Genomic DNA, 19866 nt, shown 5'->3' on the forward strand with positions numbered 1-19866 from the left:
TATTCTTGAGGAATTTGTCTCTGGTCTAAATTCAAAAACAAAGGTATGCTTTTAACCAGCTGACGCCTTACGTTGAACCACTTCAAAAACTTGTCCTTCATCACATTTTAGTGTCTTACTGGGATATTTTAATAACAGGGCATAATCATGGGTTGCCATCAAAATGGTGTTACCATTTTTGTTAATATCCTGCAGCACTTCCATCACTTCAATACTGGTTTGTGGGTCTAGATTACCAGTGGGCTCATCGGCCAAAATGAGTTCTGGGTTATTCAATAAGGCACGCGCGATAGCGACACGTTGTTGTTCACCCCCAGAAAGTTCATGAGGGAATTTAAAACCCTTGGTTTTCATTCCAACTTTGGCAAGTACCGTTTCAATTCTAGCAGAAATTTCTTTTTTGTCTTTCCAGCCTGTTGCTTTCAATACAAATTCCAAATTGCCGTTTACCGTCCTATCAGATAAAAGTTGGAAATCTTGAAAAACGACTCCCAATTTTCGTCTTAAAAAAGGAATTTCTTTTTCCTTCAGTTGGCTCAAGTCATAATCTACAATGTGACCTTCACCTTTGGTCAAAGGTAAATCACCATATAAAGTTTTCATCAAACTACTTTTACCCGTTCCTGTCTTACCAATCAAATAAACGAAATCTCCTTTGTTGACTTCTACATTGACATCAGATAATACGAGATTGTCTCCTTGAAAAATAGAAACGTCCTTCAACTTTAATACGGGATTTGACATGTGCTAAACTTTAATTTTCATTTGTAAATGTATCACTAAAAACCAAATTAGAAAAACCAAAAGCTAAAAAGCATGACTGTCTGTTCTCCTTTGAAGACAAAAGCAAAACTTTAATAAATGTGTTTATAATTATCCTACTAATTCTACGTTATAGAAGTTAGATTAAATTATCTTTGATGGTGATAAAAACAAGTTATATGACGCGAAAAAGCATCCTTTTTTTCATTCTAACATTAAGTATTTCCCTACATATATATTCACAACAAACAGCAGCATATACCAGTGACTTGGTAGATTTCCAAAAAGCATTGTCCTTGTACAACAATGATCAATATTTGGCTGCTCAATCATTGTTTAAAGAGGTTAAAAATCAAGCTTCTACAGATGTGGTGAAATCTGATTGCGCTTTTTACATAGCCAATTGTGCTGTGAGGTTAAATCAGCAGAATGCCGATCAATTAATGGAACGATTTGTGGAGGAATACCCCACCAGTCCCAAGCGCAATACTGCTTATGTGGATGTGGCAGAATATTATTTCAATAATGCCAAATATGCATATGCCAAGAAATGGTATGATAAGGTAGATGAGGGTTCTCTAGCTATTAATGAAAGGGAAAAATTCAATTTTAATAATGGGTATGTAGCATTTTCTACAAAAAATTATAACGATGCCAAATCATACTTGAGTAAGGTAGAAAACTCTAAAAAATATGGTGCTCAAGCCAAATATTATATTGGCTATATGGCCTACCAGGGCGATGATTATCAACAAGCCAATCAATATTTTGAGCAGGTTGGAGATAATGAGAAATACAAAGAGAAGCTTTCTTACTATCAAGCCGATTTGAATTTCAAATTGGGGAAGTTTGAAGAAGCCATCAAATTAGCAAAGGAACAACTTCCAAAAAGCGATAGAAATGAAGTTTCAGAGCTTAATAAAATTATAGGTGAAAGTTATTTCAATTTAGAGCAGTATGATCAGGCACTCCCTTATCTAACCCAATACCAAGGTAAGCGTGGTAAATGGAGCAATACCGATTATTACCAATTGGGCTATGCTTACTATAAACAAAATGACTTTGAAAAAGCCATTTCTGAATTCAATAAAATCATTGGAGGTAACGACTTCGTTGCCCAGAATGCCTATTATCATTTAGGGGAAAGTTATGTAGAGCAAGGTAAGAAGCAAGAGGCATTGAATGCTTTTAGAAACGCCTCTCAAATGGAATATGATGCTCAAATAAAGGAAGATGCCCTTTTAAATTATGCAAAAATCAGTTATGAGATAGGGAATCCGTATCAATCGGTTCCACAAGTTTTGGATGGCTATTTGAAATCCTACCCAGAATCGGCACATCGGGAAGAAGTTGAAACTTTACTTATTGATTCTTATATCACTTCAAAGAATTATGAAGAGGCTTTATTGTTGTTGGAAGGAAGAAGAAGTTTTGAAAATAAAAAGGCTTACCAGAAGGTTGCCTTTTACAGAGGATTGGAGCTTTATAATGATGGGAATTATAAAGAGGCACAAGCCTTATTTGAAAAATCTGCCAAAGAGGCCATTGATGAAACTTTTACAGCAAGAGCTATCTTCTGGAAGGCAGAAACCGATTATCACTTATCCAATTTTGAAGAGGCTTTGATTGTATTAAAGCAATTCAAGAGTATGTCTTCGGGAATTTCAGTTCCAGAAAGCCAAAACATTGATTACAATTTGGGCTATACCTATTTTAAACAAAAAAATTATTCGCAAGCCTTATCTTTTTTCAATCAGTATATTCAAAGTAATCCTAGTGATGACATCAGGTTAAATGATGCCTATTTAAGGTTGGGTGATGCCTATTTTGTTTCTAGTGAATACAACAAAGCCATCGATGCGTATTCTGAAGCCATTGCTATGAACAATGTCGATCCAGGGTATGCTTTTTTCCAGAAGTCTATCAGTTATGGTTATATGGGGAATGCTTCTAAAAAAATATCTGAAATGGAAACCTTTATTCAAAAGTATCCAGATTCCCCGCTTAGGGATGATGCCATGTACGAGTTGGGTAATTCCTATGTGAAGGCTGGAGAAGATGTAAACGCAATAAAAATTTATGACCGCTTAAGAGTCGAGTATCAAATGAGTGCCTTTGTTCCTAAGGCGTTGCTGCGTCAAGGTTTGATTCATTACAATGCAGGGAAAAATGACTATGCCCTTGTGAAGTTTAAGGAAGTGGCAACTGATTATCCTGGTACACCAGAAGCAAATCAAGCTGTATCGACAGCCCGTTTGATCTATATCGATATGGGTAAAGTTGAGGACTATGCATCGTGGGTAAGAACCTTGGATTATGTGGATGTTACTGATGCCGATTTGGATAATGCGACTTATGAATCTGCCGAGAAAAAATACTTGGATAACAAAACAGATGACGCCATCCGTCAGTTCAATAAGTATCTTAATGAGTTTCCTCGCGGAATGAATGCTTTGTCGGCCCATTTCTATTTGGCGCAATTGTACACCAAAAAGGAATTAGGCGAAAACGCCTTACCACATTACCAATTTGTTCTGGAGGCAACACCTAGTGAGTTTACCGAGGAATCATTATCTAGGGTTTCCCAAATTTATTTGGAAAAAAAGAATTGGGTGGAGGCCATACCGGTATTAAAAAGACTTGAAAACGAATCGAGTTTCCCTCAGAATATTGTTTTTGCACAGTCAAACCTTATGAAGGCCAATTACCAGCTGAATAAGTATAACGAAGCGGTAAACTATGCCGAAAAAGTATTGGCCCAAACCAGTATCGATAATAAAATAAAAAGCGATGCTCAAATCATCATAGCACGTTCGGCCATAAAGACTGGAAATGAGCAAAGAGCCAAGGCGGCTTATGCCGAAGTAGAAAAAACTGCCATAGGTGAGGCTGCTGCAGAAGCATTGTTTTATAATGCTTTCTTCAAAAATAAGGAAGGAGCCTATGAAGCTTCCAATGAGTCCATTCAAAAATTAGTTAAGGATTATTCAGGATATAAATATTACAGTGCCAAAGGTTTGGTTGTCATGGCCAAAAACTTCAATGAATTGGGAGATGCTTTTCAAGCAACCTATATTCTCGAAAGTGTTATTGAAAATTTCAAGGATTTTGAAGACGTGGTAGAGGAAGCTCAAGCCGAACTTTCAAAAATCAAGAAAGAGCAAGCTAAAACAAATTCATCTATTCAACCAGAGGCAGGTAATTAATTTCATCATTTTTAAAACGATTCTATGCGCAAGCACATTTATATTTTATACATATTTTTATTTGTAACGGTAGGGAGCCTATGGGCTCAAGATAAAGACAATGATACTTTACAAACAGGGGTCATTAATGTTGTCAAACCATACACGCCATCTATTTCAGACGCTTTTAAGGTCAAGGAAACGCCTAATTTGGATGACGATGTCAATACAACCAAAAAGGATGTACAATACAATATTTTATCAGTTCCAGTAGCTTCTACGTTTACACCAGCAAAGGGAAAAGCCGCTACTTTGGAAAAAACAACCCCTGCCAAATTGTTTGATAATTATGCCACACTAGCAGGTGGAAGCTATACAACCCTTGTAGGTGATGTGTATTTAAATTATGCCTTAAGCAGGACAGATCATGTGGGTGCTTCTGTAAGCCATCATTCATCCCAAACCGGTATTGACGAAGCCTTATTGGATCATTATTTTTATGATTCTAAAATTGATTTGAATTATTCGAGATATTTACGGGATTTAACTTGGAATGTAGATGCTGGATTTATCCATCAAGTTTATAATTGGTATGGATTGCCACAACCATTCTTCACACCACTATCTGAGCAAAGTTCTCTTGGCGTGAGTCACACATTTTATGGTGGGAATATAGGAGGAGATATAGGCTTTGAAGATGGATATATTAAAACCGCGAAGGTGTTGTTAAGGCATTTTGGAGATAATAACGGTTCTGGAGAAAATAGATTCAATGCCAAAGTTTCAGGAGATGTGACTATTGGTGAGGCAGCTATCACGGCAGATATTATGTTTGATTATGTAGGAGGTTCTTTTGATAGAAATTATTGGACTTCCGATGAAATTAAATATGGGAATTTCAATATCGGACTGGCGCCTTCTTACCGATTGATTCAAGATGATTTAACCCTTGATTTAGGGGTGAGCACCTATTATTTAAATGACTTTGAAAATGGCGGTAACAAGTTCTATATCTACCCGAATATTGAAGCTTCCTATCGTATTGTAAACGACGTACTAATTGCTTATGGAGGAATTAAAGGAGGCTTGATCCAGAACTCTTATTATGATTTTGCCCAAGAGAACCCATTTATATCACCAACGTTGAATATTATGCCGACCGATCAGCAGTATAATGCCTATGTAGGGTTACGAGGAAAGGTAAGCAATACCATGAGTTATACCATTTCTGGAGGCTATATGGCCGATAGAGGTAAAGCGTTATTCAAAAGCAATGAAGTTTTGGTCGTGGGCGCCGAGGAAGTTTACCAAAACGGAAATTCCTTTAATGTGGTTTATGACGATGTCAATACGTTCAATATTGGAGGTGAGCTGAGCGTGGATTTAAATAGAAACATTACAGTGGGAGTGAAAGCCGATTACTTTATCTATGGTACAGATGATCAAACCGAGGCGTGGAACTTGCCTAATTTTAAAGGCTCATTGTTTGGGGATTTCCAAATAGACGAACATTGGTTTGCAGGTGCGAGCATGTTTTTTGTTGGAGAAAGAAAGGATGAGTTGGTATTTGCCAATTCCTTAGTGCCCATGGAGTCTTCGGTAGTTTCTTTGGATGGTTATTTTGATTTGAACCTGCATGCAGGTTACCACATTAATGATCGTTGGTCGGTGTTTTTAAAAGGTAATAACCTAGCGAGTCAAAACTACCAAAGATGGATGAACTTTCCCGTTCAAGGCATTCAAGTTTTGGGAGGCGTGACCTATAAGTTTAATTTTTAAAAGTCTTTAAAAAATATGATATTAATATAAAAACCGCCTTATGGGCGGTTTTTTGTATGCTTTTAGAATTGTAAAGATTTGTTTAAAGAACTGGGCTAGGTCTTTTTACAGGATACAATGTTGTAAAATGGCTTTTATTCAATTGTTCCATTAAATGTTTTGGATTCACTATAAACAGTGATTCCAAAAAGATTCCACTTTAATATTCCGTCGGCTATAAATTCAGCCTTTCCATTCGAGTTCAAGTTGCTTGTGTCAATCGAATTAAATTCCCACACATAACCGCTCACAAGTCCAGTCAAAAAACTGTTACTTTCAATTGGGATATATTGGTTTTGTTCAATCGAATATTTTAAAAGCATATTTATATCAAAAGTCCAATTTTCTTCCAATTTTACTTGTTTTATTGCTGCGTTGCCTTTTCTGTTGTAATCTTTAGCTATTGAAATTCGGTTTGAATTTTTCTCAGAATTTGAAGCTGAAATTATTTGAACAATTCCAATTACCATTATGAAGATTGAGACAACTTTAAATTGTGGTTTAAATATTTTCCTTCCTTTTGCGATAAATCCAACAATCAGATAAAGAAAGTAAATAACAATTATTCCGTTTATTATTGACCAAATTAAATGTATCATAGTTTTCGTTTTTAAGCTTGTTTACAACGCTTTGTATGTGCCAAATATACTCTTTTATCATAATTCCCCATGGGGTATTAAGCAATTTTAGACCCTTTACTCTGGGGGTGCTCGATTCTGGTTCATTATATGTGAAAACGGCTTTTTTAAAAAGCGCTCTCGAAGAACTCCCGGAGAACTCTCGAACAAAACATCCAAAAAGTAGGTGATGTTTTAAGTTGCTTATAATTAATGTTTTAGTTTGAATTTATTAAAGTGGTAGGTTTGCTGAAAGTAGGGAGCATTTAATTCCTTGGCCTTACCGAATTCCAATTCATTCATAATTTTTATTTTTATGCTCCATAAAACTAACAACCCAATGAAAAAAATCGCCCTTTTGTTTGTTCTTATTTTGGCACTATCCTGCCAAAATAAGGAAGAAGTAGATACCATAATTTTCAATGCCCAAGTATATACGGTTAACCAAGATTTTGCCATTGCAGAGGCTTTTGCAATCAAGGATGGTAAGTTTGTTGATGTGGGAACCACCAAAAAGATAAACGAAACATACCAGTCGCAAAACACCATAGATCTTAAAGGGAAACCTGTTTTTCCTGGGTTATTTGATGCCCATTGCCATTTCTATGGTATGGGGATGAATCAGCAAACCGTTGATCTGGTAGGAACACGAAATTTTGATGATGTCATGAAACGGGTTTTGGATTTCAATAACCAAACGCAACCGCGACAAATTGAAGCAAGAGGATGGGATGAAACCGACTGGGAAGATAAAACACTTCCAAGCAATATGCTTTTAAATAGATTATTTCCTGATATGCCAGTTATACTTAGGCGTGTTGATGGACATGCAGCTATTTGTAATCAAGCTGCTTTAGACCTGGGTAAGATCACGGTCAATACCAAAGTTGATGGTGGTGAGATTGAAGTGAAGGATGGAAAGCTAACGGGAATTTTAATTGACAATGCGGTAAGTTTGGTTTTAGACCAATGGCCACGGCCAACCGAAAAGGAAATTTCAAAAGGTTTGTTGGATGCGCAAGCCATTTGTTCAAAATTTGGATTGACAACCGTGGATGACGCAGGTTTGGAACCAGCAATTATTGATATGATTGACCAAATGCAAAAGGAGGGAAGCCTTAAAACAAGAGTTTATGCCATGGTGTCTAATAGTCCAAAGAATTTGGATCTTTATTTAAACAAAGGCATTTATAAAACAGACCGTCTTAATGTACGTTCCTTTAAGGTTTATGCCGACGGAGCGCTTGGGTCTAGAGGTGCTTTGTTGAGGGCGCCTTATCAGGATAAAGACAATCATTTTGGGTTGTTATTAACTCCAGTTTCAGAATTAACTGAAATTGCCGGTCGATTAGCCAAATCTGATTTCCAGATGAATACCCATGCCATTGGGGATTCTGCCAATCACTTACTTTTAAATACCTATGAGAAGGCCCTGGAGGGACAAAATGATAGACGTTGGAGAATGGAGCATGCCCAAGTAATAGCCCCAGATGATTTTTCTAAATTCAATAACATTTTGCCCTCTGTCCAGCCTACGCATGCAACAAGTGATATGTATTGGGCAGAGGAACGGTTGGGTGAGGAGCGAATTAAAGGGGCTTATGCTTACAAAGAACTTTTGGATGCTTATGGCAAGATAGCCTTAGGGACCGATTTTCCTGTTGAGCAAGTGAACCCCTTCTTAACATTTTATGCTGCTGTTGGACGCCAAGATTTAAAAGGTTTTCCAGAAGGAGGATTTCAAATGGAAAACCACTTGAGTCGAGAGGAGACACTTAAAGGGATGACCATTTGGGCAGCTTATTCAAACTTTGAAGAAAACGAAAAAGGAAGTATTGAAATAGGGAAATTGGCCGACTTTGTCATTCTTGATCAAGATTTGATGACTGAAGAAGTTGCGAAGATTCCGCAGACTAAGGTTTTACAGACTGTTATTGGTGGTGAGGTAGTTTACGAAAGTGAAAGTTTGGCTAAATAGTCATAATGGTCACCTTCAGCTACCAATTCACATGTTAAACCTAGAGCAGTACACGCCGTATAAAGTGTATTGAAATCCAGATACAACCAGGTCATGGGAATTTCTTCCTGTCCTTTGTAGCTCAAGAAATAATCCAATTCACCGTAGTAGTTGGCGTGCGTGTCTATCCACAGACCACCATCTTCGTCTTCATACATATATTGAATGTCTGATGAGTCAATAAGGATTTGTCCATTGGGTTTTAATAGGCTTTTTAAATGTTTCAAGTAAGTGGCCACTTGTGAAAGTTCCTTAAAAATTCCGGTTCCGTTCATGAGCAATAAGATGGTGTCATAGGTTCCGGTTTCAGCCAATATATCTAATTTCTCAACTGAGATGACACCTCGGGCCTTGGCAACCTTGACAGCTCCTGGAGAAATGTCAATGGCTTTGACCTGAATTCCCTTTTTTTGAAGGTAAAGACTATGGCTACCTGCTCCACAACCCACATCTAAAACAGTCCCTTTAGATAGTTTCAAGGCCTTTTGCTCTAAAGCAGGCATGTCTTTAAAGCTTCTGAACAAATAGGGAAGTGGGAGTTCATCTTCGTCAGAAATGTTAGTCCAAGTAATCAAATCTTCTGTATAATTTCCGTTTTGAAAATCTAAAAGGGCTAGTCCAAAAATATCTTTCATGGTTATTAAAGAATCAGGTTTTTAGGCCTTGTCAAGGTTGTATATTAAAACACTATTTTTGTGTTATGGAAGAGGTCATTAAACATCTGCCAGAATTGGCCAAAGATAAGCATAAGGAAAATAAATCATTCTTTCAGAAGCTTAAAAAGAAGCCTCCAAAGGATCTGGATTATATCATGCAGGAATTGCATGAAGAAGAGTTTGAGCGAACGGACTGTCTGAAGTGTGCTAATTGCTGTAAAACCACGGGACCTTTGTTTACAGATAAAGATGTGGAGCGTATTTCAAAGCATTTCAAAATGAAACCCCAGCAGTTCATTGATACCTATTTGCGTATTGATGAAGATCAGGATTATGTACTGCAACAGGTTCCCTGTACCTTTTTGGGGGCAGATAATTATTGCTCAATTTATGAGGTAAGACCAAAGGCTTGTAGAGAGTATCCACATACCGATCGGAAAAAGTTTCAGCAAATATCTAATTTGACTTTAAAGAATGTGGCCATTTGTCCTGCAGCTTTTAATATTGTTGAAGAAATGAAAAAGCGAATAAAGTAAATGATAAAACCATGAGAAAGGTATTGACAATTTTGATGTTCTTGGTTTGCTTTGTTGGACAATCACAAGATTGGATGACCAACTTAGAGATTGCAGAACGATTGGCCTTATTTCAGAATAAATTGTTGTTGGTTGTTTGGGAAAATGCCTTTTATCAAAAGACACCTGCCATACTTTATAACGAGCAAGGGAAAGAGGTTCTTATTGAAGACAGTTACAATTCTCCCGTTATAGATAGTCTTGTGTGGGCCCATTTTGTACCTGTTGTTTTAAGTGAAGATGCATACCCAGATTTGTATGCCAAGATTAAGGATCGATCCTATGATTATATTCAGAAATTCAATGATGATAGTATGAAAATTATGGATGTCAATGGCAACATCCTTAACAAAATGGATGAAGACGTTTATTTGACTAATCTTTCCAAGTTCATTGGAAAATATGGGTTGGATGTGTCACTCATAAAAAATGAATACATTAATTACAGACAGGAAAAAAACTTTTATTCTGCATTTTATTTGGCAGCCAAGTATATGGATTTTGCCTTTTTTCTTAAGGAAGATATCAGACCAGAAGTAACCGATTTATCTTTGATTTATCTGGAGGAGGCTCTGGAATTTTTGAACGGAATTCCCGAGGAAGAAGATAAAAAAGTCATGCTGGAACGAATTGAGCTACTTGAAATACAATCCTCATTACTGACAAATAAACCTAAAAAGGTGTTAAGGCAGTTGAATAGAATTGATACAACTGAATTGGATAAAGCCAATGAAAAATTGCTCGCTTTTTTGTACTTTTCGGCTTACAGAATGTTGAATGATGAAGATAATGCTTCTCAATGGCGCTCGAAGATGTCGATGTTAGACTTAAAAAAAATCATGCAATTAATTAATCATACAGGCAATTAGTTTGGAATCAATCATTTCCTACTTCGAAACCATTCCATCTTTACACAGGAGCCTTATTCTGGTTGGGGGGATTACCTGTTTTTGGCTTATGGAAAGTGCCGTCCCACTATTCCATTTTAAGTATAAAAAATGGCGTCATGCCTTTCCAAATTTCTTTTTCACCTTTACAACCATCTTGATTAATTTCAGTTTGGCTTTCGTTTTATTGAAAACAGCCGATTGGGTTAAAGCCAATAACTTTGGAATAATCAATTGGTTGCCCGATATGCCTTTGTGGTTATATGCTTTATTAGGGGTAATGCTTTTGGACTTTTTTGGAGCTTATCTGGCTCATTTTGTGGAGCATAAGATTAAACCTTTATGGATGGTCCATTTAGTACATCATACAGACCATCATGTGGATACCACTACGGGAAACCGTCACCATCCTATCGAAAGTGTTATTAGATTTGCGTTTACAACATTGGGGGTATTGGTGGTAGGAACACCTATAGCGCTAGTTTTTATGTATCAATCCCTATCAGTTGTTTTTACTCAGTTAACACATGCCAACATAAAGATGCCGCCCAAATTGGATAAAATGATTAGTTATTTTTTTGTATCCCCAGATATGCATAAAGTACATCATCACCATGTGTTGCCTTATACCGATTCTAATTATGGAAATATTTTCTCCATTTGGGATCGTATCTTTGGTACATACATGGAGCTAAATAGAGATGAATTAGTCTATGGGGTAGATGTGTTCCCTAATGAAAAGGAAAATGGGAATTTAGTCAATCTATTGACTCAGCCCTTTCAGAAATATAAAAAGCCAACGGTTTTACCAACGAATGAATCTCATTAAATCCTTTGTTTTCATTTTAACAACCCTGGTTATTATGAGTTGTGAATCAAATCCAAATATCGGTGTTCAGGGACATAGAGGATGTCGCGGATTGCTACCAGAAAACACATTGCCCGCGTTTCAAAAGGCCATAGAGTTGGGAGTGAACACGCTTGAACTAGATTTAGCCATTTCAAAAGACCGGCAAGTTGTAGTGTCTCACGAACCTTTTATTAGTCGTTATTATTGCTTGGATTCATATGGAGAGGTTATTCCAAGAAGATTGGATATGAAGTACAATTTTTTTCAAATGACCTATGATTCAATTAAACAATTTGACTGCGGCAGTAAACAGCACCCTAGGTTTCCAGATCAAAGGAATTTTAAGACCCATAAACCATTGTTAGGAGAGGTCTTTAAATTATCAGATTCCTTAAATCCAAATATTAAATATAATATTGAAATCAAATCAAAACCAGATTTTGATGACCTATATACTCCTAAACCACATGAGTTTGTTAGCCTAGTTTTGGATGAGGTTAGAAGATATGGTGTGGCTTCTCGTTGTAATTTGCAATCTTTTGATGTCAGAGTTCTAGAGGAAATCAAAAAACAAGATCCTGATATGGTTGTCGCCCTGTTGATAGATGAAAAGGAATCAATTGAAGACAAGCTGAAAGAACTAAGTTTTACGCCAAAAATTTTAAGTCCTTACTTTGAACTATTGTCCAAAGAAACTGTGAGTGCCTACCAAAATCAAGGATTTTTAGTAATTCCCTGGACCGTTAATGATCCAGAGGACATGGAACGGATGATAGCTTATGAAGTGAATAGTATAATTACCGATTACCCAGATAGATTAATAGCCCTAATAAATTAAAAAAACCAAAAATATTTAACCTACATGATTCAACTTTCAACTTTATCCCATCAATATGATCTCAGCAATCATTACAGGGAGATTTACTAGAAAAATTTATTAATTAATTCATTACGAGTTTTTTAAGATACAGTGTTCAAAGATTATTTGAACAGGCAATCTTTTGCCAAATAGATAAGCAAACTTTAATTAATCACTATATATTTTTTAACAAGAATGAGAAAAACAGGAACCATTTTATTTTTATTTTTTCTTTCTGTGCTTATGCATGGACAAAACAATTTTATTCCCGGTAGTATCACAAAATTAGATGGAACTATCCTTAAGGGAGATATTAATTTTCAAGATTGGAAACGATCTCCAAAACAAATAGAATTTCGAAACGGTGATGGTACCATTACTTTTAGCCCTGAGAGATTACTAGGATTTACAGTAGGGGACGAAACTTATATCTCGAGATTAACCTCATTGGATGTTACCGAACAAAATTTGAATAAAATGCATCCTTCAACTCCTGTTGAGTTTATGGATGTTCATATATTTTTAAAACAACTGGTTGCAGGCACCATTAATCTTTATGAATATTTTGATTATCGGTCTCACTATTTTTTTGAAAAAGATGACGTTTTTAGAGAGTTGAATTATCGAGAAATGTTAACTGATAATTTGAAGTTAAAACCTCAGAAAACCTTTATTGGCCAATTGAATTTATTGCTTTCTGATTGCAAAGATGTTGGTATCAAGGAATCAATGAGCTATAAAAAGGAACAATTGGTCAAATTGATAAATGAGTACAACCATTGTGGAGACCAAACCTATGTTTACAAAAAAAAGAGAGAAATTGAAAACGGCTACGGCGGATTTATTGGGGTTGGAGCCACAAAACTAAATTTGAATACAGATGATTCAGAATCAGCTTTTGTTAATTATAATGCAGAAAATGATATGTCGATCAATTTTGGCGGGTTCTATGAATTATTCATCAATAAAGATTTAAAGAAATGGTCGGTTTTAGGAGAATTGGGATTTTTCTCTGTTAAGGGTAAAAGAGAATATTCAAACATATATTTTGAATTGTTTGAATATTATAACCGTCAAAAGTTTGATTATCAAATTTCTTCTGTAGACCTTAATTTATTAATTAGATATCGTTTCAATACAAATAATCAAAAATTGATTCCATTTGTAGGGGGAGGTGTTGGTGTAAATTTCACAACAGGAAATTTAGAAGTATTTCAGACAAAAGATGGGTCTGAAGGAACAAATCATTACAAGTTTGAGCCTAGGAAGATGAACTTTGGTTTATCTCTTGGAGCTGGTTTGGAAATATCCAAATTTGCCCTAGAATTAAGGTATGGGTTTGTTTCTAAAGTTTTTAGTTTTTCTGATTCCAGTGACATACAAACTTTCATGCTTAGAGCTTACTACAATTTTAATTAATCACTTATTTATATTTTAAATCAACATGAGAACAAAAATTTCATTTTTAAGCTTTTTATTTATTACTGTGCTATTGCATGCACAAAATAATTTTATTCCAGGAAGTATAACCACTATGGACGGAACCACTAGGAATGGGGAAATTAATTTTCAAGACTGGAAACGATCTCCCAAGCAAATTGAGTTTCGTATTGGTGATGAAAATATCATTTATACTCCAGATTTACTTCAGGAATTTACTGTAAATCAGGAAACCTATATTTCTCGATATACATCATTGGATGTGACCGAACAAAACTTAGATAAAATGCATGCAGATACGCCAGTCGAGTTCATGGATGTGCACATTTTTATGAAACAAATTGTTAGCGGGACCATAAATCTTTATGAGTATTTTGATAGTAGAAGTCATTATTTTGTCGAGAAAGGAGACGATTTTAGAGAGTTGAATTATAGGCAAATGTTGACGAAGGATTCAAAATTGAGGCCACAGAAAAATTTTATCGGACAATTGAACTTGCTGTTTTCAGATTGTAAAAGTTTGAAAGTGAGTAATTCACTGGATTACAAAAGAGATGATTTAATTGAGGTGGTTGAAAAATACAATCATTGTGGAGAAACTGAATATACATATCAAAAGCAGAATAAAGTAAAAAGTAATTACGGAGTTTTTGCAGGTGTGGGATTGACTAAATTAAAATTTGAAAGAACAAGTGGGGTTTTTGAAGGATTTGAACCAGAGTATGCCGTGAGTTATACCGTAGGCGGATTTTATGAGTTATTTATAAATAATAGTCTTGAAAAGTGGTCTGTTTTAGGTGAGTTGGGATATTTTTCTGTTCAAGATTCGTATGAATATTCCTTTGTTTATAGTCCCGCTTTAGATTATAAAAGCCACCAAAACCTGGAATTTGATTTATCTACAATCTATTTAAATTTAATAGTACGATACCGTTTCAATACTAATAATCAAAAAATTGTTCCTTTCTTGGAGGCTGGTCCAAGCTTTAATTATGCGTTATCAGGTTCTTTAGAGGTTGACCAACGCAAGGATAATGTTGAAGTAGAGAACCATTATGTATTTGATGCAAGAGATGTAATTTATGGTCTGCAATTAGGAGTGGGTGTTGATATATCACAATTCAATTTTGGAATTAGATATATAGCAAATACCAAAGTTTTAAACTTTGCAGACAGAACAGGGTTGAATACCTTTAATGCAAGAGTGTCTTACAGCTTTAATTAGTAGAATAATATTTTAAAAAAGGATGGCAGATGCCATCCTTTTTCATTTACGGATATATCAAATACCTTTCTCTTTTCATTCTGAAGACTTCCAATCCTTCTTTCCAAGAGGCTCTTATTTCTTCATTTGAAAGGCCATCCATTATTTGTTGTTTTAACTTTTTGGTTCCAGCCAATTTATCAAAGAAAGAATTGAAAAACGCTTCTTGATTAGTTGTATGTTGGTAGGCTTTAATGATATAAGATAAATCTAGTTGATTTAAAGGTTCTATATTGGATAAGTCCATACCATAGCAAAGCTTGCCTTCATGCTTGGGGTGTTTGGCCCCTTCATTAGGCTCAGGAGTATAAGAATAGGAAAAAGTGGAAGCGCTTAAATCCGGACTACCAAAAACCTGAAATTGCTTTTCAGTTCCTCTTCCTGCGTTTACATTAGTGCCCTCAAAAAAGCACAAGCTGGGATATAAATTAATAGCGTGTGCATTTGGAAGGTTTGGAGAAGGTTTTATTGGCAAATCATAAGATTTTTTATGATTGTAATTATCCATAGGGACTACCAGTAAATCACAGGTGATTTTATCTTTTAACCAACCCTCAGCATTAATCATTTGGGCATATTCACCTATAGTCATACCATGAACTACTGGAATGGGATGCATTCCAACAAAACTTTGAAATTCGGGCTCTAAAATAGGACCATCAACATAATGTCCGTTTGGGTTAGGACGGTCTAAGATAATTATAGAAATGTTCAGTTCAGCACAAGCTTCCATAACATAGTGTAAGGTCGATATATATGTGTAAAACCGAGCACCTACATCCTGAATGTCAAAAACAAGAACGTCAATGTCTTCAAGTTGTTCAGCTTTTGGTTTTTTATTGTTGCCATAAAGAGAAATGATTGGTAAGCCTGTTTTTGAATCCATGCCGTCTTTTATATGTTCACCTGCATCAGCCTTACCTCTAAATCCATGTTCTGGAGCAAAAACAGCTTTAATAGAGACGTTCAAGGAAACAAGAGAATCAACAAGGTGGGTATGGCTTTGGTCGTTTTTAAAAATGACACTGGTTTGGTTGGCTACTATACCAACTTTCTTTCCTTTTAATTCCGGTAAATAAATTTCGGTTCTGTTGGCACCAACTATAATAGGTTTGTCCGCTATTTCGTTATTAGACGAAGACATTTCTCGATTATTTAAAGAATCTTTTGGTCTAGAAATGTTTCCACAGGAAATGAGTATCAAGACAAAGAATAAAATGGTATTTTTGAGAATCTTTAAACCGTGAATCATAATTTGAATTTCGAATATTTTACAGCTAAACGTATAATTGATAGTAAAACGTATAAAAGTAGCGTTTCGGCTCCAATTATAAAAATAGGAATCACGGCAATTGCCATTGGAATTATCGTTATGCTTGTTGCTATAGCAACGGGGATAGGGCTTCAGCAAAAAATAAGAGAAAAGGTTTCAGCGTTTAATGGGCACCTTATTATTTCCAATTTTGATAGTAACAATTCCCAAGAAAGTGGTGTCCCTGTTTCTCTAGATCAAGATTTTTATCCGGAGTTCAAATCGGTTTCTGGTATCAAACATATTCAAGGAGTGGCTTCCAAATTTGGTGTTATAAGGACAGAGGATGACTTTGAAGCCATCATAGTGAAAGGAGTTGGGCAGGATTATCATTGGAACTATTTTAAAGAGTTTCTTCTTGAAGGGCGTCTCCCTGATTATTCAAAGGGAAGAAATGAAGAGGTGTTGATTTCAGATTATTTGGCAAATAGAATGCATTTTAAAGTGGGGGACCGGATTACAACTCTGTTCAGAAAGGAAGATCCTAATAAACCACCAAGCATGATTACTTATAATGTGGTTGGAATTTACAACTCTGGATTTAAGGAATTTGATGAAACTTATATCGTTGGTGATATTCGTCACTTACAAAGATTGAATGGATGGGGGCCAAATGAAGTAGGGAATTTTGAAATTTATTTGGATGACTATAGCCAAATAAATGAGAAAATGATGGAAGTCTATCAGAACACACCTTCTATGTTGAATACTTATAGTGTTGAGGAAAAATTCCCCTCTATTTTTGAATGGATAAAGATTTTTGATAAAAACATCTATGGAATTATTGGTATTATGATTATTGTTGCCGGGATTAATATGATAACGGCTCTATTGGTACTAATTCTAGAAAGAACACAAATGATTGGAATTTTAAAAGCTTTGGGAAGTGATAACTGGAGCATCCGTAAAATCTTTCTATACAATGCATCCTATTTAATTGTCTTAGGGTTGTTTTGGGGGAATCTGATTGGGTTGGGATTGTTATTTGCTCAAAAGTACTTAAAACTATTTCCTTTAAATCCAGAAGTCTATTATGTGACAGAAGCCCCTGTTTATATGAGTTTGGGATATATTTTAGCCCTTAACTTGGGGACATTTCTATTATGTCTTGCAATGCTTTTAATACCTTCGATAATCATCACTAAAATTTCTCCCGTCAAGGCAATTAGATTTGAATAGTTCAAGGATTTAAGAATGGATTTTTATGAAACTTTTTTCTTTTCCCTATTTTTGCCAACCAAAACCGCATTATGGAATACGCTAAAAATATCTTGGAAACCATAGGTAATACACCTTTGGTGAAAATTAATAAACTCACCAAGGAATTACCTTGTTTGGTATTAGCCAAATATGAAACGTTTAATCCAGGAAACTCTGTTAAGGACCGAATGGCCTTAAAGATGATTGAAGATGCTGAGGCGGATGGGAGGTTAAAACCGGGAGGAACAATTATTGAAGGTACTTCTGGAAATACAGGTATGGGATTAGCTTTAGCTGCCATTGTAAAAGGATATAAATGTGTTTTTGTAATAAACGATAAACAGTCCAAGGAAAAAATGGATGTACTCAGAGCTATGGGAGCAGAAGTGGTGGTCTGCCCTACCGCTGTGGCACCGGATGATCCTCGTAGTTACTATTCAGTATCTAAAAGACTAGCTGAGGAGACACCTAACTCCTGGTATGTCAATCAATATGATAATCCTAGTAATGCTTTGGCACATTATGAAAGTACAGGTCCAGAAATTTGGAAACAAACAGAAGGTAAAATTACTCATTTTGTGGTGGGTGTAGGAACTGGGGGAACCATTTCTGGTGTTGGAAAATATTTAAAAGAGCAAAATCCAGATATTAAAATATGGGGAGTGGATACCTATGGTAGTGTATTTAAAAAGTATCACGAAACTGGGGTTTTTGATGAAAATGAAATCTATCCTTACATTACTGAAGGTATAGGTGAAGATATTCTTCCAAAGAATGTTGATTTCAATATCATTGATGGTTTCACCAAAGTAACCGATAAGGATGCTGCCATTTTTACGCAAAAATTGGCTAAGGAAGAAGGTATGTTTTTAGGAAATTCTGCTGGTGCCGCCATTAAAGGGGTATTACAGCTAAAGGAACATTTCTCAAAAGATGATGTTGTGGTGGTATTGTTTCATGACCACGGTAGCCGGTATGTTGGCAAGATGTTCAATAATGATTGGATGAAAAAAATGGGTTTTTTGGAGGAATAGGCTTGAATTGAATGAATCTTTAAAAAACAAGAGTAAATTTTCCTTTACAAATCAAAATGATTAGCTTCAAGGTTTGAGTGGGAATCCTATTCAACCTTTTAACATGACTGAGCAAAAATTTAAATTCAAGCATTTACCAAAATTAACTGCCAAAACCTTTAAGGCTTGGATGGCTTCAGACCCTTGGAGAATGAGTGCGGTTGTGGCTTATTACGCTGTATTGTCTTTACCTGGCTTGTTGGTAGTTATTATCAATGTCATTGGTGGGATTTGGGGTGCAGAATTAATTAGAGGTGGGTTGATCAATGAAATAAAATCAGCTTTGGGGGCCGATGCTGCCCAAACAATTGTGGCTATTGTAGAAGATACTCAAGATCAAAAGAAAAGTATTTGGTCTACCGTGATTGGGTCAGCCACCTTGATTTATGGATCTACCGGTGTTTTTTATCAACTACAAATTTCATTGAATAAATTGTGGCGTGTCGAATCCACGAAAAAACATTTTAAAAACCAAATTTGGGAATTGATTACAGATAGAGCAAGAAGCTTTGCGTTCATTTTGGTCATTGGTTTTTTATTACTGATTAGTTTTGCTTTGACGGCAGTTTTATCAGCAACTACTGATTATTTGGGAACTCTTTTTCCAGATTTGGTGGTTTATTTGGCTTACGGCTTGGACGGAATCCTATCATCAGCTATTATTTTTCTTTTGTTTGGCTTGATGTTTAGATATATGCCAGACCGTAAAATTGAATGGAAAAATGTATGGATAGGTGCATTTTTTACAGCAGTTTTGTTTGTTTTGGGCCAATTTTTACTCGGGCTATACTTTGGGAAATCAGATCCTGGGTCTACTTATGGAGCTGCAGGAGGACTGGTTTTAGTTCTCTTATGGGCTAGTTACGCATCCTTAATTTTCTTTTTTGGAGCGCAATTCACTAAGGTATATGCCGATACCTATGGATTGAAAGAAAATGAGAATGAGAGTTTACTTAAAATTAATGTTGTTGAATAAAGGAACCTTGTACGCCATCTAAAACCTCTAATTTGAATAAGGTTTCAATGGAATTGCAAGAATCTTTCATAAACTTCCTTATTTTATTGGAAGTTAAAGGCAGGTTTTTACCAGCCAGCTGCCAAGTATCCTCATCTGGCCATTGCATATAAGCAATATAGTGTTGTTGACATTTTTTGTGCAGTACGGCACCTAATCCCCCTTCATGCATCTTAATTAATCTTGTGACTTCATTCCATGCTCTTTCAAAGGTTGACTCCAATCCAGGTTTTACTTTGAAAGAATAGATAACCGCAAACATGATGTATGAATTTAAAATGATTTATAGGTATCATAAGATGTTAATAAAGATACAAGTTTTTTACTTTAAATATA

At 35.6% G+C, this 19866-nt stretch carries 17 protein-coding genes; 12 read left to right on the plus strand and 5 right to left on the minus strand.

What is annotated here, in order from left to right; genetic code table 11:
* Window positions 1–51: 51 nt before the first annotated feature.
* The gene (locus tag ZA07_RS13655) at window positions 52–744 is read right to left on the minus strand and encodes a cell division ATP-binding protein FtsE (RefSeq protein WP_053972328.1); all 693 of its coding nucleotides are present in this window, start codon (window positions 742–744) and stop codon (window positions 52–54) included.
* Between the two features lie 197 nt (window positions 745–941).
* On the opposite strand from ZA07_RS13655, the gene ZA07_RS13660 reads away from it, so the two are divergent.
* Both ZA07_RS13660 and ZA07_RS13665 read left to right on the plus strand, forming a co-directional pair.
* Window positions 942–3968 (plus strand): tetratricopeptide repeat protein, encoded by a 3027-nt coding sequence (locus ZA07_RS13660; protein WP_053972329.1) that lies wholly within the window; start codon window positions 942–944, stop codon window positions 3966–3968.
* 24 nt (window positions 3969–3992) lie between these two features.
* Window positions 3993–5726, plus strand: a complete 1734-nt coding sequence (locus ZA07_RS13665) for a TonB-dependent receptor (RefSeq protein WP_053972330.1) — start codon at window positions 3993–3995, stop codon at window positions 5724–5726.
* A gap of 134 nt (window positions 5727–5860) precedes the next feature.
* Here the strand turns inward: ZA07_RS13665 and ZA07_RS13670 are convergent, their stop codons facing one another.
* Window positions 5861–6364 (minus strand): hypothetical protein, encoded by a 504-nt coding sequence (locus ZA07_RS13670; RefSeq protein ID WP_053972331.1) that lies wholly within the window; start codon window positions 6362–6364, stop codon window positions 5861–5863.
* 358 nt (window positions 6365–6722) lie between these two features.
* Here ZA07_RS13670 and ZA07_RS13675 point away from each other — a divergent pair, with 358 nt between their 5' ends.
* Window positions 6723–8360 (plus strand): amidohydrolase, encoded by a 1638-nt coding sequence (locus ZA07_RS13675; protein WP_053972332.1) that lies wholly within the window; start codon window positions 6723–6725, stop codon window positions 8358–8360.
* Here the strand turns inward: ZA07_RS13675 and ZA07_RS13680 are convergent.
* Window positions 8333–9034: a bifunctional 2-polyprenyl-6-hydroxyphenol methylase/3-demethylubiquinol 3-O-methyltransferase UbiG gene (locus ZA07_RS13680; RefSeq protein ID WP_053972333.1), complete on the minus strand. Its 702-nt coding sequence runs from the start codon at window positions 9032–9034 to the stop codon at window positions 8333–8335. The two genes, ZA07_RS13675 and ZA07_RS13680, sit on opposite strands and share 28 nt — an antisense overlap.
* Window positions 9035–9099: 65 nt before the next feature.
* Between ZA07_RS13680 and ZA07_RS13685 the strand changes: the two genes are divergently transcribed.
* The 6 genes from ZA07_RS13685 (at window position 9100) to ZA07_RS13710 (ending at window position 14891) form a co-directional block, all read left to right on the plus strand.
* Window positions 9100–9591: a YkgJ family cysteine cluster protein gene (locus tag ZA07_RS13685; protein WP_053972334.1), complete on the plus strand. Its 492-nt coding sequence runs from the start codon at window positions 9100–9102 to the stop codon at window positions 9589–9591.
* A gap of 11 nt (window positions 9592–9602) precedes the next feature.
* On the plus strand, window positions 9603–10499 hold the full coding sequence (locus tag ZA07_RS13690) for a hypothetical protein (RefSeq protein ID WP_157492155.1): 897 nt from the start codon (window positions 9603–9605) through the stop codon (window positions 10497–10499).
* 1 nt (window position 10500) lies between these two features.
* Window positions 10501–11346 (plus strand): sterol desaturase family protein, encoded by an 846-nt coding sequence (locus ZA07_RS13695; RefSeq protein ID WP_053972336.1) that lies wholly within the window; start codon window positions 10501–10503, stop codon window positions 11344–11346.
* Between the two features lie 34 nt (window positions 11347–11380).
* Window positions 11381–12205 (plus strand): glycerophosphodiester phosphodiesterase, encoded by an 825-nt coding sequence (locus ZA07_RS13700; protein WP_053972568.1) that lies wholly within the window; start codon window positions 11381–11383, stop codon window positions 12203–12205.
* 216 nt (window positions 12206–12421) lie between these two features.
* Window positions 12422–13645, plus strand: a complete 1224-nt coding sequence (locus tag ZA07_RS13705) for an outer membrane beta-barrel protein (protein WP_053972337.1) — start codon at window positions 12422–12424, stop codon at window positions 13643–13645.
* A gap of 25 nt (window positions 13646–13670) precedes the next feature.
* A complete protein-coding gene (locus tag ZA07_RS13710; RefSeq protein WP_053972338.1) occupies window positions 13671–14891 on the plus strand; it encodes a porin family protein in 1221 nt (406 codons plus the stop codon).
* Window positions 14892–14937: 46 nt separating this feature from the next.
* Here the strand turns inward: ZA07_RS13710 and ZA07_RS13715 are convergent, their stop codons facing one another.
* Window positions 14938–16182 (minus strand): exo-beta-N-acetylmuramidase NamZ domain-containing protein, encoded by a 1245-nt coding sequence (locus ZA07_RS13715; protein WP_053972339.1) that lies wholly within the window; start codon window positions 16180–16182, stop codon window positions 14938–14940.
* A 3-nt stretch (window positions 16183–16185) separates the two neighbouring features.
* On the opposite strand from ZA07_RS13715, the gene ZA07_RS13720 reads away from it, so the two are divergent.
* The 3 genes from ZA07_RS13720 to ZA07_RS13730 all read left to right on the plus strand — a co-directional run bounded on the left by ZA07_RS13720 (window position 16186) and on the right by ZA07_RS13730 (window position 19491).
* Entirely contained in the window at window positions 16186–17421 is a 1236-nt protein-coding gene (locus ZA07_RS13720) for an ABC transporter permease (RefSeq protein WP_053972569.1), read from the plus strand.
* Window positions 17422–17492: 71 nt separating this feature from the next.
* Window positions 17493–18476, plus strand: coding sequence for a PLP-dependent cysteine synthase family protein (locus tag ZA07_RS13725; RefSeq protein WP_053972340.1), 984 nt, complete (start codon window positions 17493–17495; stop codon window positions 18474–18476).
* A gap of 103 nt (window positions 18477–18579) precedes the next feature.
* On the plus strand, window positions 18580–19491 hold the full coding sequence (locus tag ZA07_RS13730) for a YihY/virulence factor BrkB family protein (RefSeq protein WP_053972341.1): 912 nt from the start codon (window positions 18580–18582) through the stop codon (window positions 19489–19491).
* Here ZA07_RS13730 and ZA07_RS13735 read toward each other — a convergent pair.
* Window positions 19475–19792 carry an antibiotic biosynthesis monooxygenase gene (locus tag ZA07_RS13735; RefSeq protein ID WP_053972342.1) on the minus strand — a complete coding sequence of 106 codons (318 nt, stop codon included), beginning with the start codon at window positions 19790–19792 and terminating at the stop codon, window positions 19475–19477. The genes ZA07_RS13730 and ZA07_RS13735 overlap by 17 nt on opposite strands.
* Window positions 19793–19866 lie beyond the last annotated feature (74 nt).

Source organism: Mangrovimonas sp. ST2L15 (genome assembly GCF_001280515.1).
GTDB classification, from domain to species: Bacteria; Bacteroidota; Bacteroidia; order Flavobacteriales; family Flavobacteriaceae; genus Mangrovimonas; species Mangrovimonas futianensis.